At 68.3% G+C, this 19,631-nt stretch carries 15 protein-coding genes; 10 read left to right on the top strand and 5 right to left on the bottom strand.

Features of this window, described 5'->3' with window-relative positions; all coding sequences use genetic code 11:
- Window positions 1-47 precede the first annotated feature (47 nt).
- Window positions 48-536: a single-stranded DNA-binding protein gene (gene ssb / locus QM741_RS00570; RefSeq protein ID WP_415205821.1), complete on the bottom strand. Its 489-nt coding sequence runs from the start codon at window positions 534-536 to the stop codon at window positions 48-50.
- A 186-nt stretch (window positions 537-722) separates the two neighbouring features.
- Between ssb and QM741_RS00565 the strand changes: the two genes are divergently transcribed.
- The gene (locus QM741_RS00565; RefSeq protein WP_415205820.1) at window positions 723-1,295 is read left to right on the top strand and encodes an ECF-type sigma factor; all 573 of its coding nucleotides are present in this window, start codon (window positions 723-725) and stop codon (window positions 1,293-1,295) included.
- A 257-nt stretch (window positions 1,296-1,552) separates the two neighbouring features.
- Here the strand turns inward: QM741_RS00565 and QM741_RS00560 are convergent, their stop codons facing one another.
- Window positions 1,553-4,561, bottom strand: coding sequence for a protein kinase domain-containing protein (locus QM741_RS00560; RefSeq protein ID WP_415205819.1), 3,009 nt, complete (start codon window positions 4,559-4,561; stop codon window positions 1,553-1,555).
- Between the two features lie 155 nt (window positions 4,562-4,716).
- On the opposite strand from QM741_RS00560, the gene QM741_RS00555 reads away from it, so the two are divergent.
- The 6 genes from QM741_RS00555 to QM741_RS00530 all read left to right on the top strand — a co-directional run bounded on the left by QM741_RS00555 (window position 4,717) and on the right by QM741_RS00530 (window position 12,014).
- Window positions 4,717-5,448, top strand: a complete 732-nt coding sequence (locus QM741_RS00555) for a hypothetical protein (RefSeq protein ID WP_415205818.1) — start codon at window positions 4,717-4,719, stop codon at window positions 5,446-5,448.
- 151 nt (window positions 5,449-5,599) lie between these two features.
- Window positions 5,600-6,625 (top strand): hypothetical protein, encoded by a 1,026-nt coding sequence (locus QM741_RS00550; protein WP_415205817.1) that lies wholly within the window; start codon window positions 5,600-5,602, stop codon window positions 6,623-6,625.
- A gap of 12 nt (window positions 6,626-6,637) precedes the next feature.
- Window positions 6,638-7,096 carry a hypothetical protein gene (locus QM741_RS00545; RefSeq protein ID WP_415205816.1) on the top strand — a complete coding sequence of 153 codons (459 nt, stop codon included), beginning with the start codon at window positions 6,638-6,640 and terminating at the stop codon, window positions 7,094-7,096.
- Window positions 7,093-7,917: a hypothetical protein gene (locus tag QM741_RS00540; RefSeq protein ID WP_415205815.1), complete on the top strand. Its 825-nt coding sequence runs from the start codon at window positions 7,093-7,095 to the stop codon at window positions 7,915-7,917. Before QM741_RS00545 ends, QM741_RS00540 begins: the two co-directional genes overlap by 4 nt.
- A gap of 58 nt (window positions 7,918-7,975) precedes the next feature.
- Window positions 7,976-9,523: a tail fiber domain-containing protein gene (locus QM741_RS00535; RefSeq protein WP_415205814.1), complete on the top strand. Its 1,548-nt coding sequence runs from the start codon at window positions 7,976-7,978 to the stop codon at window positions 9,521-9,523.
- A 418-nt stretch (window positions 9,524-9,941) separates the two neighbouring features.
- Window positions 9,942-12,014: an Ig-like domain repeat protein gene (locus tag QM741_RS00530; protein WP_415205813.1), complete on the top strand. Its 2,073-nt coding sequence runs from the start codon at window positions 9,942-9,944 to the stop codon at window positions 12,012-12,014.
- A gap of 76 nt (window positions 12,015-12,090) precedes the next feature.
- On the opposite strand, the gene QM741_RS00525 is transcribed toward QM741_RS00530, so the two are convergent.
- From QM741_RS00525 to QM741_RS00515, 3 genes are all read right to left on the bottom strand, one after another.
- Window positions 12,091-14,007 carry a CocE/NonD family hydrolase gene (locus QM741_RS00525; RefSeq protein WP_415205812.1) on the bottom strand — a complete coding sequence of 639 codons (1,917 nt, stop codon included), beginning with the start codon at window positions 14,005-14,007 and terminating at the stop codon, window positions 12,091-12,093.
- Between the two features lie 197 nt (window positions 14,008-14,204).
- Complete coding sequence (locus QM741_RS00520; RefSeq protein ID WP_415205811.1) at window positions 14,205-15,143, bottom strand: pseudouridine-5'-phosphate glycosidase; 939 nt, start codon at window positions 15,141-15,143, stop codon at window positions 14,205-14,207.
- 22 nt (window positions 15,144-15,165) lie between these two features.
- Window positions 15,166-17,064 (bottom strand): ABC transporter ATP-binding protein, encoded by a 1,899-nt coding sequence (locus QM741_RS00515; RefSeq protein ID WP_415209046.1) that lies wholly within the window; start codon window positions 17,062-17,064, stop codon window positions 15,166-15,168.
- A gap of 100 nt (window positions 17,065-17,164) precedes the next feature.
- Between QM741_RS00515 and QM741_RS00510 the strand changes: the two genes are divergently transcribed.
- The 3 genes from QM741_RS00510 to phbB all read left to right on the top strand — a co-directional run bounded on the left by QM741_RS00510 (window position 17,165) and on the right by phbB (window position 19,625).
- A complete protein-coding gene (locus QM741_RS00510) occupies window positions 17,165-18,172 on the top strand; it encodes a polyprenyl synthetase family protein (RefSeq protein ID WP_415205810.1) in 1,008 nt (335 codons plus the stop codon).
- Between the two features lie 115 nt (window positions 18,173-18,287).
- Entirely contained in the window at window positions 18,288-18,779 is a 492-nt protein-coding gene (gene phaR, locus QM741_RS00505) for a polyhydroxyalkanoate synthesis repressor PhaR (protein WP_415205809.1), read from the top strand.
- Between the two features lie 99 nt (window positions 18,780-18,878).
- Complete coding sequence (gene phbB, locus QM741_RS00500) at window positions 18,879-19,625, top strand: acetoacetyl-CoA reductase (RefSeq protein WP_415205808.1); 747 nt, start codon at window positions 18,879-18,881, stop codon at window positions 19,623-19,625.
- Window positions 19,626-19,631 lie beyond the last annotated feature (6 nt).

Here is a 19,631-nt window from a genome sequence, read left to right as displayed (position 1 = left end):
GCGTGCCGCCCGATTCCGCCCCTGCGCGAAGGCGGCAAGCCCGAACACTAGAAGGGAATGTCGTCGTCGTCGAAATTATCGGCCGGCATCGGCGCCGGCGAACTGCGCGGCGCGGAAGCGGGCGCGGACTGCGGACCGCGCGCGGGACCGCGCTCGCGTTGCGCGCCGCCACCATAACCGCCGCCTTCGCTGCCGCCACCTTCACGGCCGCCGAGCATCTGCATCTCGTCGGCGACGATCTTGGTCGAGTAGCGCTTGATGCCGTCCTTCTCGTATTCGTCGGTGCGCAGGCGGCCTTCGACGTAGACCTGGCGGCCCTTCTTCAGGTACTCGCCGGCGATCTCGGCGAGGCGGCCGAAGAACTCGACGCGATGCCACTCGGTGCGTTCCTGCTGCTCGCCGGTCTGCTTGTCCTTCCACGATTCGCTCGTCGCGATGCGGATCGAGGTGACCGCGTTGCCGCTGGGCATGTAGCGCGTTTCGGGATCGGCGCCGAGGTTGCCCACGAGAATGACCTTGTTGATGCCGCGTGCCATGTGTTCCTGCCTCCGGTCCGGCGCGATTGCGTGAGACGAATCATAGCATGCGCGCGCGCCGCCTTCGTCCGAAAGCGCAGGCGGTGCGCGTAGGAGAACGCGGACGCGCCGGTGCCGGCCGGCGGCGATTTGGCGCTATCATGCGGCGGCCGGGAACGCACGGCGGCGCGGCCGATACGGAATGGCATGAACGACTTGGCGATCGACTTCCTCGACGACTGGAACGCGGCGTTGCCCGCGGACGCGCGCGCGCTCGCCGACCGGCTTTTCCCTCTGTTCTACGACGACCTGCGCCGCCTCGCCCAGCGCGAACGCCATCGCGTCGGCGCCGGCACCACGTTGCAGACGACGGCGCTGGTCAACGAGGCGTACCTGAAGTTGCGCCGCGGACAGCCCTGGGAGACCGATTCCCACTTCCTGCGCGCGGCGGCGCTGGCGATGCGCCACGCGCTGGTCAATCACGCCGCGATGCGCCAGGCCGCCAAGCGCGGCGGCGGCGAGGAAGCGCTGCCGCTGACGACGGCGTTCGACGTCGCGATCGAGACCGACGCGTCGATCCTCGCGCTCAACGACGCGCTGGGTCGGCTCGCGAAGGAGTCGCTGCGTCTCGCGCAAGTCGTCGAATGCCGCTACTTCGCCGGCTACGGCGACGCCGAAACCGCGCGCGCGCTCGGCATTTCCGAGCGCAGCGTGCGCGGCGACTGGGCGCTCGCGCGCGCGTGGCTGCACCGCGAGATGGCCGGCGCGGAGAACGACTGATCCATGCTTATACGATCGGTTGACAAAGCAAGATCGAAAGACGTCGAGACGAAGAAACGCAGGCAAGAGCGTCCCCTTCCACCCTTCGGGCACCCACTCCCCCGCGCTGCGCGCAGGGGAAGGAAAATCTTCGCTTCCTCCGCTTGCGGGGAAAGCTGTCGCGAAGCGACTGAAGGGGGCGCTTTTGCCGATCGATGAATCGAACCAGGCTCAAGAGCTGTTGTCGGCAGATCGTATGAGCATGGACTGATCCAACGTCAACCGCGCTTCTGCGCCGCGAGGCGCGGCGCCGGTTTCGCTGCCGTCTGCAGCCGCGCCTGCAACTCGGCCAACGGACGCCGGTAGCGTTCGCCGAGTTGGGCGTAGTGCGCTTCGATCGCGGCGGCCGACGCGGCGAGTTCGCGCGCTTCCCGCGGCTTGCCCAGTTCCAGATAGCAGGTCGCCAGCAGCGTCTGCGCTTCGGCCAGGCGCGGATTGGGCGCGACCAGCAATTCCTCGCGCACGGCGAGCGCGCGCTGCAACAGCGGCAGCGCCGCAGCCGCATCGTGGCGTTTCAGGCGCGATTCGCCCTCGATCAGGTCGGCGCTGGAGAGATAGAGCTTGCGGTTCGCGACGAGTCCGCTGCGTTCGATTTCGGCGCGCGCGTTCGCCAGCGGCGTCTCCACTTCGCTCGCGACATTGGCTGTTTCCATCGCGATTTCCGCTTCGAGCAGCCACTTGCCGATTTGTTGCGCCGGGGCGTCCTTCGCGGCGGGATCGACGACCATTTCGCCGAGCCGCTGGTGCGCTTCGTCGATGCGGCCCTGCGCCAGGGCCAGCCACAGGCGCGCCTTCGTGACGGCGTTGTAGCGCGGCGTGCCGGGCTTGACGCCTTTCGCTTCGTAGATCCGGGCCGCTTCGTCGAGCGTTCGCCCGACCTCGTCGTAGTGGCCGAGATCGGTCAGGTCGGTCGCGACCCGGCACATCATGTCGGCGACGTGCGGAATGTCGCCGTACTCGCGGCGGCGGACCGGGATGACGGCCTGCAGGTCGGCAAGTCCCTCGGCGACGTCGCCGATGTCCGATTGCCACAATCCGCTGGCGGTGAGCACCTGCGGCGTGTGGAACGGATCGTCCGGGCCGGCCAGTTTCAGCACGCCGCGTTTGGCGAGCGCCAGCAGGTCGAGCCCGTCGCGCACGCGGCCGCTGGCGAGCAGTGCCTCGCCCAGCATCATGCGCGTGCGCACGGCGTCGATGTGGTCCTCGCCGTTGATCGCCAGGGCCATCTGCAGCGCCTGCCGCGCGCTGCGCTCGGCCGCGTCGAAATCCTGCAAAGCCGACTGCGTCTCCGCGAGCTGGTAGTACATGACGATGAGTTTGGGGTTCGGCACGCCCTGCACGGCGCCGGAAATCTCGATCGCGCGGTTCAGCGAGGCCACCGCCTGCGCTGGCTTGTGGTCCTGCGTTTCCGCCAGCCCTTGTACGTACCAGGCTTCGGCGAGGTCCGCGGACGCAGGATGGGTCGCGAGCACACGCACGCTCTGGCGCGCGTAGTCGAGCGCCTTGGCGGGGTCGTGGATCTCGTAGAGTTCGAAGAACTTCTGCAAGAGCCGGCCGCGCAGTTCCGAATCGCGGTCGCCGTTGCGATCGAGGATCGCCAGCGCCTCGCGCAGCAGCGGTTCGCGTTCGCCCGCGGCGTCGGTGCCGTGCATCGCGCCGGCCAGCGCACTCAAGGCACCGACGAGTTCGGCGGAATCGGCGCCGTACAGGCTGCGCGTGAGTTCGACCGCCTGGCGACGCAGGCGTATCTCCTCCTTGCGCAGCGCGAGTTGATCGTAGAGGTCGGCGAGCAGGTTCGATACGCTCAGCTTCGCCGCGGGCGCGTCGCTCATCCCGGCGTCGATCTTGTTCGCGCCGAGATCGAGCAGTTCGCGCGCCGTGGTCGCGCGCGCCTTGACCGGGTCCTTCTGGTTGCCGGAATTGGCGCGGAACAGGTCGGTGACGAACGCCTGCACGGCCATCGCCGTGCGCGCTTGCGTCTCGGCCCGGCGCGCCTGCCAGAGCGTGCCGGCCAGCCCCGCCGCGAGCGCGAGAATCAGCGCGGCGGCCGCGGCGACGGCCCAGCGATAGCGGCGCAGCACGCGCCCGAACACGTACAGGTGCGCACCGTCGCGCGCGAGCACGGGCTCGCGCGCGCGATGGCGCTGCAGGTCGAGCTTGAGGCCGTTGACCGTGTCGTAGCGATGCGCGCTCTCGCGGCGCAGGCATTTGGCCACGATCGCATCGAGATCGCCGGCCAGCGCGCCGGCCGGTACCGGCGCGCCGGCCTTGTCGCGCACCGCGCGGCTGGCCAGCGGCGCCTCGCGGTCGTTGAGCAGCGCGAGCGCCTGCGTGGACGGCAGGCCGCGCAGGCGCAGCGGGCGTTCGCCGGTCAGCAGCTCGAACAGCAGGACGCCGAGCGCGTACACGTCGGTCGCCGTCGTCACCGGCTCGCCGGCCAGCTGTTCGGGCGCGGCGTAGTCGGGCGTGAACGGCGCGATCGTCGCGGGCGAATCGGCGCCGGCCGCCGATGCGCCCGCATCGAGCAGCTTGGCGATGCCGAAGTCGAGCAGCTTGACCTTGCCCTCGGCGTCGACGAGCGTGTTGCCCGGCTTCAGATCGCGGTGGATGACGAGGTTGCGGTGCGCGTAGGCGACCGCGTCGCACACTTGCGCGAACAGATCCAGGCGCTGCTCCAGCGGCGCGCGGCGCGCGTTGCACCAGTCGATCAGCGAGACGCCTTCGACGAATTCCATCACCGTGTACGGGCGCCCGTCGGGCGCGACGCCGCCGTCGAGCAGGCGCGCGATGCCGGCATGATCGAGGCGGGCGAGAATCTGCCGCTCGGCGTGGAAGCGCGCGAGTTCGTCGATCGCCTCGAAGCGCAGCAGCTTGAGCGCGCCGCGCTGGCTGAACCCGGCTTCGGCGCGCGTCGCGGCATAGACCTCGCCCATGCCGCCGCGGCCTACGAGTTTCTCGATGCGCCAGGCGCCGATGCGCGTGCCCGCGGCGAGCGAGGGCGCGATGCCTTCGGCCTCGGCGCCGCCGCCCGCGAGCACGGGCATGTCGAGCACGCCGGTGGTCGCGTCGGCGCGCATCAATGCCTCGACTTCGCCGCGCAGTTCGGCATCGTCGCCGCAGGCGCGCGCGAGCCAGGCCGCGCGTTGCGTCTCCGGCAGCGTCAAACCCTGCGCAAACAACCGTTCCAGCCGCTCCCAGCGCTCGCGTTGCACGTCCGTCCCCCGCAAGAACACTCCGCAGGCCGCGATACTGCGCTTTCCCGCGTGACTTGCAAGTGACCGCGCCGGCGCGCGGCGTTGCCGGATTGCGCGCCGTTTGCTGTATCTCCATTGCAGGCAGGCAATGCGGCGACCGCGCCGCACCATTCCAGGAGCTGACCGACATGTCGAAAACCGGCGTATTGAAGATTGGGCTCGCCATCGCGCTCGCTCTGGCCGTCGCGGCCGGCGCATCGCCACAGAAGACCCGGCGCAGCCAAGCGCCACCGCAGCAAACCGAGCAGGACGACGATGCGCCGACGCCGCAGTCCCGGCAGGCCGCGGATGCGGACGACGACATGCCATCCACGCAGGCCGATGCGTCCGACGACGACTCGTCCGCGCGGGACGAGCCGGCCGACACGCCGCCTGCGCGATCGAACCGATCGCCGCCGCAGCGTCCCCTGCCGCGCGACCCGTTCCGCGGCGACTGGAACGTCAGCGCGGACGACGGCACGGCGTTCGCCGTCAACTTCCATCCGGCCAAGAAGGACCTGGCCAAAAAGCTGCTGGGCAAGCTCGCGGGCGGCCAGAAGGACGACAAGATCGCCGCCACGGTGACGCCGCCCGTACTCAAGATCGTCAACGGCTCCGCCGTCGGCAAGCTCTATCTCCACCTGAGCATTTCGGTGTCGGGCCAGCAGGGCGACATCATGCTGACCCTCGCGCCCGACGGCCGGAGTTTCACCGGCGCGGGCCAACTGGCCGACGGCACGGAACTCGCCTGGACCGGCCGGCAGGCGTCGTCGGGCGCGCGGTCCGCGCAGGCCCGCGCGAGCGACCTGCTGCGCGGCCAAGGCAGCCGCCAGCGCAAGCAGGCAGCGACAGAGCAGGACGATGATTCCGAGGACCCGTGAAATGCCCGTGCCGCCCGACACCCAAACCCGATTCCACTCGATGCGCAGCCAGTGCCGCGACACCAGACATCGTCATTCCAGCGAAAGCCGGAATGACGAATAGATGTTCCGGTAGTTACCGCCAACACCCAGCGAGGCCAACGAAATGACCATGACCAACCGACGAGAATTCCTGCGCGAGAGCGCGCCGCTGCTCGCTGCGCCGCTGCTGTTTTCCCTGTTTACGCGCGAAGCGCTGGCCGACTCCGCATCGCAGGGCGCCTGGCGCTACTGCCGCAAATGCGGCGTCCTGTTCTGGAACGGCATCGCGAACAAGGGGCATTGCCCGGCCGGCGGCGGCCACGAGGCGTCGGGATTCCACTTCGTGCTCGACTACGGCGACCTGCCCGAAATCCCGAAGGCGCAGATCAACTGGCGCTTCTGCGACAAGTGCTTCGAGATGTTCTACGACGGCTCCGCGGACAAGGGCCGCTGCGTGGCCGGCGGCGGGCACCGCGCGCAGGGATTCCGCTTCCGTCTGCCGCACGACGTCGCCGGCGACGGCAACCACCAGGATCTCTGGCGTTTCTGCCAGAAGTGCCATGCGATGTTCTACGACGGTTTTCCGGGCAAGGGCGTTTGCCCGTTCGGCGGCGGCCACTCGGCTTACGGATACCTGTTCGTGCTCGCCCACGACCTGCCGGCCGCCCCCGCCGCGCCGCCGGAAATCCACCTGCGCTCCAACCTGTACACCGACGGCTGGGCGCCGATCGGCGGCTGGGTGGACATCGTGATGAAGCGCAACGGCGACTACGTGTTCGCCGGCCACGTGCACAACTCTGGCGGGTTGAACATCCGCTACAGCCTTGCCGCGGTGGTGACCACGCCGTCGGGGCAGACGTTCGGCTACGGCGTCGCCGGCCATCGCGTGGATGGCACCGAAACCGTGTTCGGGCGCCATCGCGACCACAACTGGAGCGTGGCGAAGAACGATCCGCGCATCGCCGCGAACTGGAATTCGGTCGCCCAGGGCACGCTGAGCTGGCGCCTCGTCGCCTCCTCGACGCTGGTCTCGGGCATCCAGAAATTCATCGAGGACGCAGCTCGCGAGGAGTTCAACAAATTGCGCCAGAGCATGAGCGCCACCGGCGGCGGCCAGATCGCCAATTTCTACCTGAACCTGCTTACGACACTGTGAGGAGTGCGCTTCATGGATTCGTCCATCCATCGTTCCAGAAGAGCCGGCCTGCGCCGCATCGCCGCCATCGCCCTCGCGCTCGCGGCAATCGTCCTCTTCAATGCCGGCGCCGCCGACGAGGGCAAGCCGCACGCGAAGCGGCGCCCCGATCTCGCCGACGCCGCGGCGGGCGTCTACTTCGGCGAGGTCATTTCCGATTCGCACGGCAGCTCGCAGTCCGGCGTCACGATCACGGTCGAGCGCACCGCGCCGAACACCGTGCGCGTGACCAGCAGCTATCCGCGCCTGCCGGCCTTCACCACCCGGCTGACGCGCGCGATGCAGACCATCCAGCAGACCGGCGGTGACGCCACGATCGTGTTCCTGCTCGACCTGTCGAGGACTCCGCGCCACCTCGACGTGACCGTCGACGAAGCCTCGTGGTCCGGCGACAGGCAGCACAGCCTTCCCCCGTCGGGAGACGAGCGATGACCACGAAATCCGCGCGCCGCGGCGCGGCGATCGCCGCGGCGGCGATGCTGTCGACCCTCGCGAGCGCGCCGGCCTTGGCTGCGCTCACGGTCGGCGCGGGCTCGTCGCTCCACGTCGGCGACGGCGCGCTCGACCTCGGCTGTTCGGATTGGATCATCGCCGGTTCCGCCGCAAGCGGCAGCGGCAGCGTCGCCGGGATCGCGAACCTTGCCATCACCGGCGGCAGCCTCACCGCTGGCGCCGGTCGGTTCGCGCTCGGCGGCGATTTTTCCGATGCGGGCGCGTTCGTGCCGGGCGCGAGCCGCGTGTCGATCGTCGATGCCTGCGGCGGCGGCACGAGCACCGTCTCCGGCGCGACGAGCTTCTACGACCTCGTCGTCGCCAGCGCGACCGGCAAGCAGCTCGTGCTGCCGGCCGCTCTGACGCAAAGCGTGGCGCACGCGCTGACCCTGCAAGGCGCGGCCGGCCATCTGCTCGGCGTGCTCAGTTCCGCGGCCGGCCAGCAGGCCTTGCTGAACGTGAGCACGGCCGCGGCGCAGACCATCGCCTGGGTCGACGCGCGCGACGACAAGGCCAGCGGCGCGACCATCGCGCCCGGATCGGCGGCCAGTTTCCAATCGGTCGACGGCGGCAATCTGACCAACTGGTTCGTCACCGCCGTAATCGTCTCCGGCGGCGGCGCGCCCGTGCCCGCGCCGGCGCTGGGCCGCCCTGCTGCTCGCCGCGCTGCTCGGCGCCTTCGCATGGAAACGCCGCAATCCGCCCGCGGGGCCGCGATGAACCGCGCCCCTACGATTCCCGCCAGGAGCGCGCGGGAATGACGGGCAAAAGAAACGACGAACAGACAAGAAATCACGCATCGAACCGAAGGAGCCGCCCATGTCGCCCAACCTCACGAAACTCTGCGCCGCCATCGCCACGACGCTGATCGCCGGCACCGCCGCACGCGGCGCCGACGTCACCGTGCAGCCCGCCGCGGGCAGCGGCTTCGTGGTCAAGGACGCCGCCGGCGCCAACGAGCGCCTGCGCGTGCAGGAGTCCGGTGCGATCACGCTGCCCGGCGTGCCCGCCAGCGCGGCGCAATCCACCGGCCTGTGCATCAGCGGCGCGGGGTTGCTCGGCCCGTGCGCTGGCGGCGGCAGCGGCCCGGCCTATACCGCCTCCACCGGCCTGACCCTGACCGGCACCACGTTCGCCGTCGCGCCGACGTATCGATTACCGCAAACCTGCGACGCGAACCAGATCGCGCAGTGGGACGGCAGCGGCTGGGTCTGCGCGAGCGCCAGCGGCGCGACGCTGCCCGCCGGCACGGTCAACCAGACATTGCGTTACGACAGCACGAATACAGCGGCGGCAAACAATCTGCTGCAAGCCTTTGCCGATGGCGGTCTGCTAGCGAGCGGCACCTTGAGTACGGGCAGCATTCCGGCAGAAGGAACTGGCGCACGCATGATGTGGTATCCGGCCAAGGCGGCGTTTCGCGCTGGATTCGTCGATTCCACGGAATGGAACGACGGAAACATCGGCCCCTACTCGATCGCGATGGGTAGAGTCACGACGGCGAGCAACTCCTATTCGACCGCGATGGGCATTAGCACCATGGCGAGCGGCTTCAATTCGACCGCGATGGGCTTTAACACGAAGGCGAGCGGCGATTCTTCGACCGCGATGGGCGAGTTCACGACGGCGAGTGGACAAGGCTCTGTGGCAATGGGTAACAACGCCCAAACCCACTCCGACGGTGCCGGCAATGAGGCCGATGGCTCGTTCGTCTTCGGCGACGGCACTGCCCCGGTGGTCAATCCATACAAACACCAGTTCATGGTGCTGGCCGACAGCAGCACGACGTTCTACACCGGCAGTACCGCCACCGCGGACCAGAGCGACTGGCCTGGGGTCCACTTGACCCACGGCGCCGGCGCCTGGAGCACGCTCTCCGACCGCACCGCCAAGGATGCGTTCGCGCCGGTCGATACGCGCGCGCTGCTCGACCGCCTCGTCGCCATGCCGATGACGACCTGGCACTACAAGCAGCAGGACCCTTCGATCCGCCACATCGGCGCGATCGCGCAGGATTTCCGCGCGGCGTTCGAGGTCGGCGAGGACGAACGCCACATCAGCACCGTCGATGCCGACGGCGTCGCGCTCGCGGCGATCCAGGGCCTCAATGCCAAACTCGAAGAATCGCTGGCCACGCTCAAGCAATCGAACGCGGCCAAGGACGCGCAGATCGACGCGCTGCGCAGCGAACTCGCGGCGCAGCAGGCGCGCGTCGCCGCGCTGGAATCCGCCGCCGGGGACCTCGCTGCGCTGAACCGCGAATTCGCCGCGATGCGCACGCAGATGCAGGCGCTGCAATCGCGCGAGCGGGCCGCCTGGCCGCGGCGCCGGCACGCCGCGGCGTTCGTCGCGGCGGCGCAGCCGTAACCTGCGCGGCCGTTTTCGTGCGGCAACGCCGGTGTTCCGAACTTGAGCCCTCCCCCGCACGCTTTTCGCGGGCGAGCGGGCTTGAGTGGCGTGCGTTGCCGGATTCGGCGCCGTTTCCTGTATGGGTATGTCGAACAGTTCCTTCGTTCCATGCTTATGCGATCGGTTGACAAAGCAAGACCGAAAGACCTCGACACGAAGAAACGCAGGGAAGAGCGCCCCCTTCCGCCCTGCGGGCCCCTTCCCCTGCGCTGCGCGCAGGGGAAGGAAAATCTTCGCTTCCTCCGCTTGCGGGGGAAGCTGTCGCGAAGCGACTGAAGGGGGCGCTTTTGCAGGTCGATGAATCCAACCAGGCTCAAGAGCTTTTGTCAGCAGATCGTATAAGCATGCTTCGTTCGACATACAGAGGATCGCAATGATGACTACCCCAAACCGCACCGTGCGCGCCGCGCTGTGCTGCGTGCTGTTCCTGGCGATGGCCGCCCCCGTCTTCGCGGCCACGATCACCGTCGACTCGACCGACGACGGCGTCGCCCCGAACGACGGCAAGGTCACGCTGCGCGAGGCGATCACGGCGGTCAACGCGGGCAGCGATCTGGGCGATCCGAACATCATCGCGCAGAGTCCCGGCACGTTCGGCGACAGCGACACCATCGCCTTCAATATCGCCGGCAGTGGCGTGCATACGATCCAGCCGGCGTCGGCGCTGCCGTCGATCGCCAAGGACGTGGCGATCGACGGCTTCACCCAGCCTGGCGCCACGGCAAACACGATCGCGAGTGGCCCGCAGAACAATACGTCGCACACACTCGTCGGCGGCAGCAACGCGGTGCTGCTGATCGAGCTGGACGGCAGCCTGGCCGGCGCAGGCGCGGACGGCCTGGCCTTCGAAAACAGCAGCTCGATCGACGTGACGCTGAGCGGGCTCGTCATCAACCGCTTCGGCGGCAGCGGCATCCGGCTGACCGGCTACATCCTCGCCGACATCGATGGCGATTACATCGGCACCGACGCCAGCGGCACGTCCGCGCTCGGCAACGGCGTCGGCATCCAGGTCAGCCACGACGGATACGTCTATCCCAGAATCGGCGGCGGCGGCCCGGCCAGCCTCACGCTGGTTTCGGGCAATACGGGCGCCGGCGTCCATGCGCAAGGCGCCTCGACGAATGGATCGAGTCCCGATGTCGGCTGCGACTACGCCTACATCGGTGCCGACGCCAGCGGCACGCACGCGCTCGGCAACGGCGGCAACGGCATCGAACTGCGCGGCGGCGCGCGCGCGTCGGTCGGAATCTGCGTCGTCGTCGCCAACGGCGGCAACGGCATCGATGTCGACGACAGCGCCAGCGCCGACCTCACGGGCCTCCTCTGGGTCGGCGTCGGCGTCGGCGGCAGCGCGCTCGGCAACACCGGCCACGGCCTGCGCTACGCCGGTTCCGCGCAGGGCGATCCCGGCCACTGGGACGCGATCCAGCACAACGGCGGCGCCGGCGTCCGCGTCGAGGACAATGCGCTGGTCGACGTCGATGTGCTCGGCAGCATCATCGCCGACAACGTCGGACTCGCGATCGACATCGCGGCCGCGGGGCCGACGCCGAACGATCCCGGCGACGCCGACGGCGGCGCCAACCTCGGCCAGAACTCGCCCGTGATCGCGTCGGCGACCTCGAATGCCACCGATGGCACCACCTTCAGCGGCAGCATCGACACGACCCCGAACACGCTGATCGACATCTACTTCGCGTTCGATTCGCAATGCGACGCGAGCCGCCTCGGCCAGAGCCGCTTCCCCGCTCCGCTCGACCATGCGTATGTCGAGGTGACCACCGATGCGAGCGGCCACGCCGACTGGACCTGGCACAACGCCTTGGCCCTCGACGTATCGACGTACGCCTACGTCAGCGGCGTCGCCCTCGCGCCGATTCCGGCAGGCGGATTCCAGCACCCCGTCTCGGAGTTCTCGCCGTGCGTGCAGATCGTTGGCGGACCGGCGCCGCCCGACAAGGTCGCCACGACCACGACGCTGAGCGCGAGCCCGACCAGCGCCACGTTCGGGCACAGCGTCCAGTTCGTCGCCACCGTCGGCGCTGCGTCGGTTCTCAATGCCGTTCCGGCGAAAGAGCGCGCCGCGGCCGAATCGGGCAAGCCCGGGGCGGCGATCGCCGCCGCCCCCGGCGGCAGCGTCACCTTCTTCGAGGGCGCCACCGCGCTCGGCAGCGCGTCGCTGAACGGCACCACGGCAACGCTCGCCACCAGCAGCCTCGCCGTCGGCACGCACACCGTCATCGCCCGGTATTCGGGCGATGCCGATTACGCCGCGAGCGCGAGCGATCCGGTCAGCGTGGTCGTCTCCGCCGTCGTCGTTCCCGCGAACGGCATAGCCGTCGCGGCGCCGATGCTCGCGCCGATCGGGCTGCTCGCGCTCGCCGCGGCGCTCGGCTGGTTCGGAATGCGCCGCCATCGATCCGGCAGCCGACGAACGGGAACCTGAGCGGTTCGCGCCCGCGCCGACGGGTGGCTCCTGCCTCTCGTTCGCGCGCGCCGCGTGAACGAGGGGGACAACCGAACTACGGCGCCACGGGCAGCTCGACGTAGCTCGCGTTCGCGCCGCCGCGATAGACGCGCTGCGTGGCCTTGACGTAGTCGCCCGGCTTGGCGAAGAACAGGTTCGGCACGAAGGTCTGCGGGTTGCGGTCGTAGAGCGGGAACCAACTCGACTGCACCTGCACCATGATGCGGTGGCCCGGCTCGAACACGTGGTTCGCGGTCGGCAGGCCGAATCGGTAGACCAGCGGCTGGTTCGCGGCGATCGCCTCGGGCTTTTCGAAACCCGTGCGGTAGCGGCCGCGGAAGATGTCCATCGATATGCCGAGTTCGTAGCCGCCCATCTCGGGGCGCGACGGCATAGTGTCGGGATAGACGTCGATCAGCTTGACCACCCAGTCGCTGTCGCTGCCGCTGGTCGAGGCGACGAGGTTGACCTGCGGCGCACCGCCGATGTGCAGCGGCTGCTTGAGCGGCTCGCTGACCCAGGTCAGCACGTCGGGGCGGCCGTCGGCGAAGCGCTGGTCGACGACGAGCCAGCGCGTCCACGCGTCGTGATCGGCGAAGTGCACGGGACGCGGCTGGTACGGCACGGGCTTGGCCGGGTCGGAGACGTATTCGTCGAAGGCGTTCGCGTCCGCGGCCGGCGCGTCGAACGACAGGCCCTGCTTCGCGGCGAGGTACAGCGGCTTCGGCTTCGCCGCGCAGCCGTCGGCGCAGCTCAGCGGCCACGAGGCGTAGCGGTCCCAATGGTTCTCGCCGGTGTTGTAAATGTATACCGGCGGCGTATCGGCTTTCGCCGCGCCGTCGACGAGGTACTGGTCGAAGAACGGCTTGAGCACGTCGCGACGGAACTGCAGCGCGGTGTCGCCGTCCCATTGCAGCGGCCCGAGCGAGGTGCCGTCGTAGTTGACCTGGCTGTGCCGCCACGGGCCCATGACGAGGAAGTTCCTGTCGTTGTGGGTGTCCTTCGATTCCATCGCGGGATAGCTGTGGATCGCGCCCCACATGTCCTCCTGGTCCCACAGGCCTTGCAGCCACATCGTCGGCACCTTGAGCGGCGTGGCCGCCATCGTCTTGTCGAGCGCCTGTTCGCTCCAGAATCCGTCGTAGGCCGGATGCTCGGTGATCTTGCGCCAGAAGCCGAGTTGGTCGAGCCCGGCCGCGCGCGCGAAATCGCCGGCCGAGCCCGCGCGCAGGAAATTGTCGTAGTCGTCGAAGCTTTCGCGCACGATCTTCTTGCCCTCGCCGCGCGCGGTGGTCTGGCCCGAGATGTAGTCGAAATTGGGCTGCCGGAACGCGCCGTAGTGGAACCAGTCGTCGCCCATCCAGCCGTCGACCATCGGGCTTTCCGGCGCGGCGACCTTGAGCGCGGGATGCGGGTTGACCAGCGCCATGACGACGGTGAAGCCCTCGTACGACGAACCGAGCATGCCGACCTTGCCGTTCGACTCCTTCACGTTCTTCACCAGCCAGTCGATCGTGTCCCAGGCGTCGGTGGAATGATCGACCTTGGAATTGTTGAGCGGGCCGATCAGCGGCCGCGTCATCACGTAATCGCCTTCGGAGCCGTGCTTGCCGCGCACGTCCTGGAACACGCGGATGTAGCCGGACTTGACGAACACTTCGTCGCCCTGCGGCAGGGATGCGAGCATGCTGCCGCTGACCTCGCGCTCGGCGCGCTTGGCCGCATTGTACGGCGTGCGCGTCAGGATCATCGGCGCGTTGTGCGCGCCCTTCGGCACCATGATGACCGTATACAGCTTGGTCCCGTCGCGCATCGGAATCATCGCCACGCGCTTGACGTAGTCGTAGTTCTGCGTCGGCACGCTGAAGTTTTTCGGGATGTCGGGCGTCAGCGGCGGCGTGTCGGCCCTGGCCGCGAAAGAAAATACGACAAACGCGGCGGAAAACAGTAAGGCGATGCGGTTCACTTTCATCGAATTTCCCTCGGTACGAATGGAACGGAAAATTTGTGGCGCCCAAGAAACTCCGTCATTCCGGCGAAAGCCGGAATCCAGTGACTTTCACGCCTTTGAAAGACACAGGCGCTGGATCTCGGCTTGACCCGCCCTTCGGCTGGTGAAAGCCACCGGGGTGACGAGCAAAGAAGAATTTTTCGAGGTGGCTTTACAAATCATAATGCGGACCCCGCATCAGCCGTTCGCCGACGCACGATCTCGGCGGCTATTTCTGCTGCCAGACGCGCGTTGTCGAGCACCAGCGCGATGTTGGCCGCAAGCGAGCGCCCCTCGGTCAAATCAAACAGGCGCTGCAGCAGGAACGGCGTCACCGCCTTGGCGGCGATACCCTCGCGCGCGGCATCGGCCAGCGCTTGCTCGATGACCGGCACGATCAGTTCGCGCGGAATCTCGGCCTCGCGCGGAATCGGATTGGCGACGAGTTGGCCGCCGGGCAGGCCCAGGCGCGCGCGCATCAAATGCGCGGCCGCAATCTCGCCCGCGCTGTCCAGCCGCAGCGGCGCGACCAGCCCCGACGAGCGCGACCAGAATGCCGGGAATTCCCGCTGGCCGACCGCGATCGCGGGCACGCCGAGCGTCTCCAGCACTTCCAGCGTCTTCGGCAAGTCGAGGATGGCCTTGGCGCCGGCGCTGACCACGGTCACGCGCGTCTGCGCGAGTTCGTGCAGGTCGGCGGAAACATCGAACGACGACTCTGCGCCGCGATGCACGCCGCCGATGCCGCCGGTGGCGAACACGTCGATGCCGGCGAGCGAGGCGGCGATCATCGTCGCGGCGACCGTGGTCGCGCCGGTGCGGCCGTCGGCCAGGCAAACCGCAAGGTCGGCGCGCGACAGTTTCATCACCTCGCGCGCGCGGCCCAGCGTTTCGAGTTCGGCGTCCGACAGGCCGATGCGGATGCGCCCGCCGATCACCGCGATCGTCGCGGGCACCGCGCCCGCCGCGCGCACCTGTGCCTCGACGCGGCGCGCCGTCTCGAGGTTCTGCGGATACGGCATGCCGTGCGTGATGATCGTCGACTCGAGCGCGACCAGCGGCCGCGCATCGGCGCGTGCACGGCGCACTTCGTCGGAGAAGGCCAGAGGTGCGGTCATGCGGCGGACGCGGCGGGCATGATCAACGATACCCCGCCGCCTGCAGCTCGAACAGCTCGGCGTAGTGCCCCTGGCGCGCGAGCAATTCCGCGTGCGTCCCCGACTCGATGATGCGCCCGTGCTCGAGCACGACGATGCGGTCGGCCATGCGCACGGTCGAGAAGCGGTGCGAGATGATGACCGCGCTCTTGCGTTCAGCCAGATCCTTGAAACGCTGGAACACGGCGAACTCCGCACGCGCATCGAGCGCCGCGGTCGGCTCGTCGAGGATCAACAGCTGCGCATCGCGCATGTAGGCGCGCGCGATCGCGATCTTCTGCCATTCGCCGCCGGACAATTCCACGCCGTCGCGGAACAGTTTTCCGAGCCTCTGCGCGTAGCCCTTGGGCAGCTTCGCGATCACGCCGTCGGCGAGGCCGCTTTGCGCGGCGGCGGCGATGCGTTCCGCATCCTCGCGGCCCTCGATGCGGCCGACGGCGATGTTGTCGGAGGCGGTGAAGTAGTAGCGCACGAAGTCCTGGAAGATCACGCCGACGTTCGCGCGCAGGTCGTCGAGCGCGTACTCGCGCAGATCGCGGCCGTCGAGCAGGATGCGGCCTTCGTCGGGCTCGTACAGGCGCGCGAGCAGTTTCACGATCGTCGTCTTGCCCGCGCCGTTTTCGCCGACCAGCGCGATGACTTCGCCGGCCTTCAGGGTGAAATCGAGATTGCGCACGGCCCAGCGCTCGGCGCCCGGATAGCGGAAACCGACGTTCTCGAAGACGAAGCCGTCGCGGATCGGATGCGGAAACGGCAGCGGATTGTCGGGCGAGACGATCTCGGGTTCGATCTCGAAGAACGAAAACAGGTCGTCGAGGTACAGCGCCTGCCCGGCGACGTTGGAGAATCCGTAGAGCAGGCCTTCGAGCAGGCCGCGCAGGCGGCGGAACGACGCCGAGAGGAAGGTCAGGTCGCCGATCGTGAACGTGCCGTTCACCGTGCGCCAGGCGATCAGCGCGTAGGCCGAGTAGTAGCCGATCGTGCCGACCGTCGTGAACACGCCGCCCCAGCCCGCGCGGCGCAGCGCGATCCGGCGGTTGGCGCGGTAGATCGCCTGCGACAGCGTCCTGTAGCGCTCGACGAGGAACGCGGACAGGCCGAAGCTCTTGACCTCCTTCGCCATCGTCGCGCTGGCGCCGACCATGCGCAGGTAGTCGAGTTCGCGCCGCTCCGGCGTCCACTGATGGTTGACCGCATAGCTTTCCGCGTTGAAATGCAGTTCGCTGACGAACACCGGCACGAGTGCGACGAACAGCAGCGCGATCAGCCACGGCGTGTACACGAGCAGGCCGACGGCGAAGCTGACGATCGTGACCGCGTCCTGCGCCTGGCCGAGCAGCTGCGACATCAGCGCGTTGCGCATCGCGACCTGGCGGCGCGCGCGGTCGAGGCGGTCCTGCAGGTCGGCATCCTCGAAGTCCTCGAGATCGAGCGAGGCCGCGTGCTCCATCAGGCGCACGCTGGTCGCGTTCGTGTACAGCTCGCCGAGCAGCGAATCGACCAGCGAAACGATGCGGCCGAGGATGTCGGCGGCGACCGCGAGCGCGAACTCGCACCCGAGCAGCCACCACAGGCGGTACAGCTCGCCGTTCGCGAAACGCGCGGCCAGATCGGCGTGGCCGCCCGCCTGCACGAACCGGGCGACCTCGTCGACGATCAGCTTGCCGACGTACAGCGTGACCACCGGCAGCAGCGCGCGCAGCAGCCGCAGCGCGATCGTGGCGACGCTGAGCCGCCGGCTCGTCCGCCAGATGCTGCGCAGGTACGGCGGCACGTTGCGCAGGGCCGCCAGACGCTCGCGCAGATTCTGTTTCGGCGGCGGCTCGGCGAATTGCGCGCGCGCCGCGCCGGTGCCCTGACCGCGTCCGGCGCGGCCGCCCATGTCGTATTGCTTCGGCATGCGGCGAGGATAATGCCTGCACGGCTGCACGGACAATCGCGTTCGCCTGCTACAATCCATGCATAATTTTCCTGCCCTGCTCATGTCCAGCGTCCGCGCCCTGCCTCCCGAATCCGCCGTCACTCGCTTCGCCGACGCGCAGGCGCTGGCCGCGCCGGGCATGGCGCGGGTCGACGCGCTGATCCGCGCGCGGCTCGCCTCCGACGTGGTCCTGATCAACCGGATCGCCGAGCACATCGTCGGCGGCGGCGGCAAGCGGCTGCGGCCGATGCTGCACCTGCTCGCCGCGCAGGCCGCCGGCTATTCCGGCAAGGATCAAGTCCAGCTCGCCGCGGTGATCGAGTTCATCCACACGTCCACGCTGCTGCACGACGACGTCGTCGACGAATCCGACCTGCGCCGCGGGCGCGAGACCGCGAACGCGCTCTGGGGCAACGCGGCCAGCGTGCTCGTCGGCGATTTCCTCTATTCGCGCTCGTTCCAGCTCATGGTCGAACTCGACTCGATGCCGGTCATGCGCATCCTCGCCGACACGACCAACCGCATCGCCGAAGGCGAGGTGCTGCAGCTGCTCAACATCCGCAATCCCGACGTCGACGAAGCGGCCTATCTGCGCGTCATCGAACGCAAGACCGCGGTGCTGTTCGCCGCGGCGACGCGCCTCGGCGGCGTGCTCGCCGGCATGCCCGCCGCGCAAGAGCAGGCGCTGTACGACTACGGCCTGAATCTCGGCTACGCCTTCCAGATCGCCGACGACGTGCTCGACTACGTCAGCGACGCCGGCACGCTCGGCAAGAACATCGGCGACGACCTCGCCGAAGGCAAGGCGACGCTGCCGCTGATCTATGCGATCGAGAGCGCGCCGGCCGAACAGGCCGCCAGCCTGCGCCACGCGATCGAAACGGGCGGACTCGATTCGCTCGATAACATCGTCGCCGCGATCCGCGACACCGGCGCGATCGCGCGGGCGCAGGCGAAGGCGCAGCATTATGCCGATGCCGCCAAGGCCGACCTCGCTGCACTGCCGCCATCCGACGCGCGCGACGCGCTCTTCGCCCTCGCCGACTACGCGCTCCAGCGCGACCATTGAGCCCCGGGAATCGCGCTCCGCCGTGCTTTGTCCCCGGCGTCCGCCGCGAGGCGTTTTCGCCATGCTGCGCAGCAATGCACTGGTGCGGCGCATCACAATCTGTTAGTTTTGCGGCATGGCACAAGTCCGCATCATCAAAAAATATCCGAACCGCCGCCTGTACGACACGGAGATTTCGAGCTACATCACGCTCGAGGAAGTCCGCCAGCTCGTGCTCGACGGCGACCATTTCGAAGTCCGCGACGCCAAGACCGGCGAAGACCTGACCCGCACCGTGCTGCTGCAGATCATCGCCGAGCACGAAGGCCACGGCCAGCCGATGTTCACCACGCAGCTGCTGTCGCAGGTGATCCGGTTCTACGGCGACTCGATGCAGGGCTTCATGGGCAGCTATCTCGAGAAGAGCCTGCAAATTTTCCTCGAGCAACAGGGCAAGTTCCGCAGCCAGCTGAGCAACCTCCTCGGGCAGACTCCGTGGTCGATGCTCAACGACATGACCGAACGCAACCTCGATCTGTGGAAATCGGTGCAGGACAATTTTCTCAAGACCGCCGCCGCTTCCGCGCATGCCCAGCCCGGCGCCGCGAAGAAAGACGGCAAGCCCTGAACCCGCATCGCGACATTCGATTCCGCTGCGCAGCAAATTCGGCGCAGCAACGACACCAAACCCATCCCGAGCGATGGGATTTTTTTTGACGAGGCAGGCATGAAGAAACGCATCGCGCTGGTCACCGGTGGCATCGGCGGGCTCGGCACCGAAATCTGCAAGCACCTGGCGGACGCCGGCTGCGTGGCGATCGCCGCCGATCTCGGCAGCCGCCCGGAGCGCCTGACCGAGTTCGAAAAAGAAATCGAGGACTACGCCGGCCGCATCTTCTTCGAGCCGTTCAACGTCGCCGACTTCGACGCCTGCGCCGCTCTGGTCAAGCAGGTCGAAGCAAGGCACGGCCCGGTCGACATCCTCGTCAACGCCGCCGGCATCACGCGCGACACCACGCTGCGCAAGATGTCGCCCCAGCAGTGGGTCGACGTGCTCAAGATCAACCTCGACGGCGTGTTCAACATGTGCCGCAACGTCATCGACGGCATGAGCGAGCGCGGCTTCGGCCGCATCGTCAACATCTCCTCGGTCAACGGCCAGACCGGCCAGTTCGGCCAGACCAACTATTCCGCGGCCAAGGCCGGCATGCACGGCTTCACGATGGCGCTGGCGCGCGAAGTGGCACGCAAGAACGTGACCGTCAACAGCGTGTCGCCCGGCTACTGCAACACCGCGATGGTGCGCGCGATCCCCGAAAACGTGCGCAACCAGATCGTCGCGGGCATCCCGGTCGGCCGCCTCGGCGAGCCGTCCGAAATCGCGCGCGTGGTCGCCTTCCTCGCCGCCGACGAATCGGGTTTCATCACAGGTGCGAATATTCCGGTGAACGGCGGCTATTTCATCGATTTCTGAGAAATC

Source organism: Rudaea sp. (genome assembly GCF_047601565.1).
Taxonomy (GTDB): domain Bacteria; phylum Pseudomonadota; class Gammaproteobacteria; order Xanthomonadales; family Rhodanobacteraceae; genus Rudaea.
This window is presented reverse-complemented; position numbering and strand designations above follow the sequence as displayed.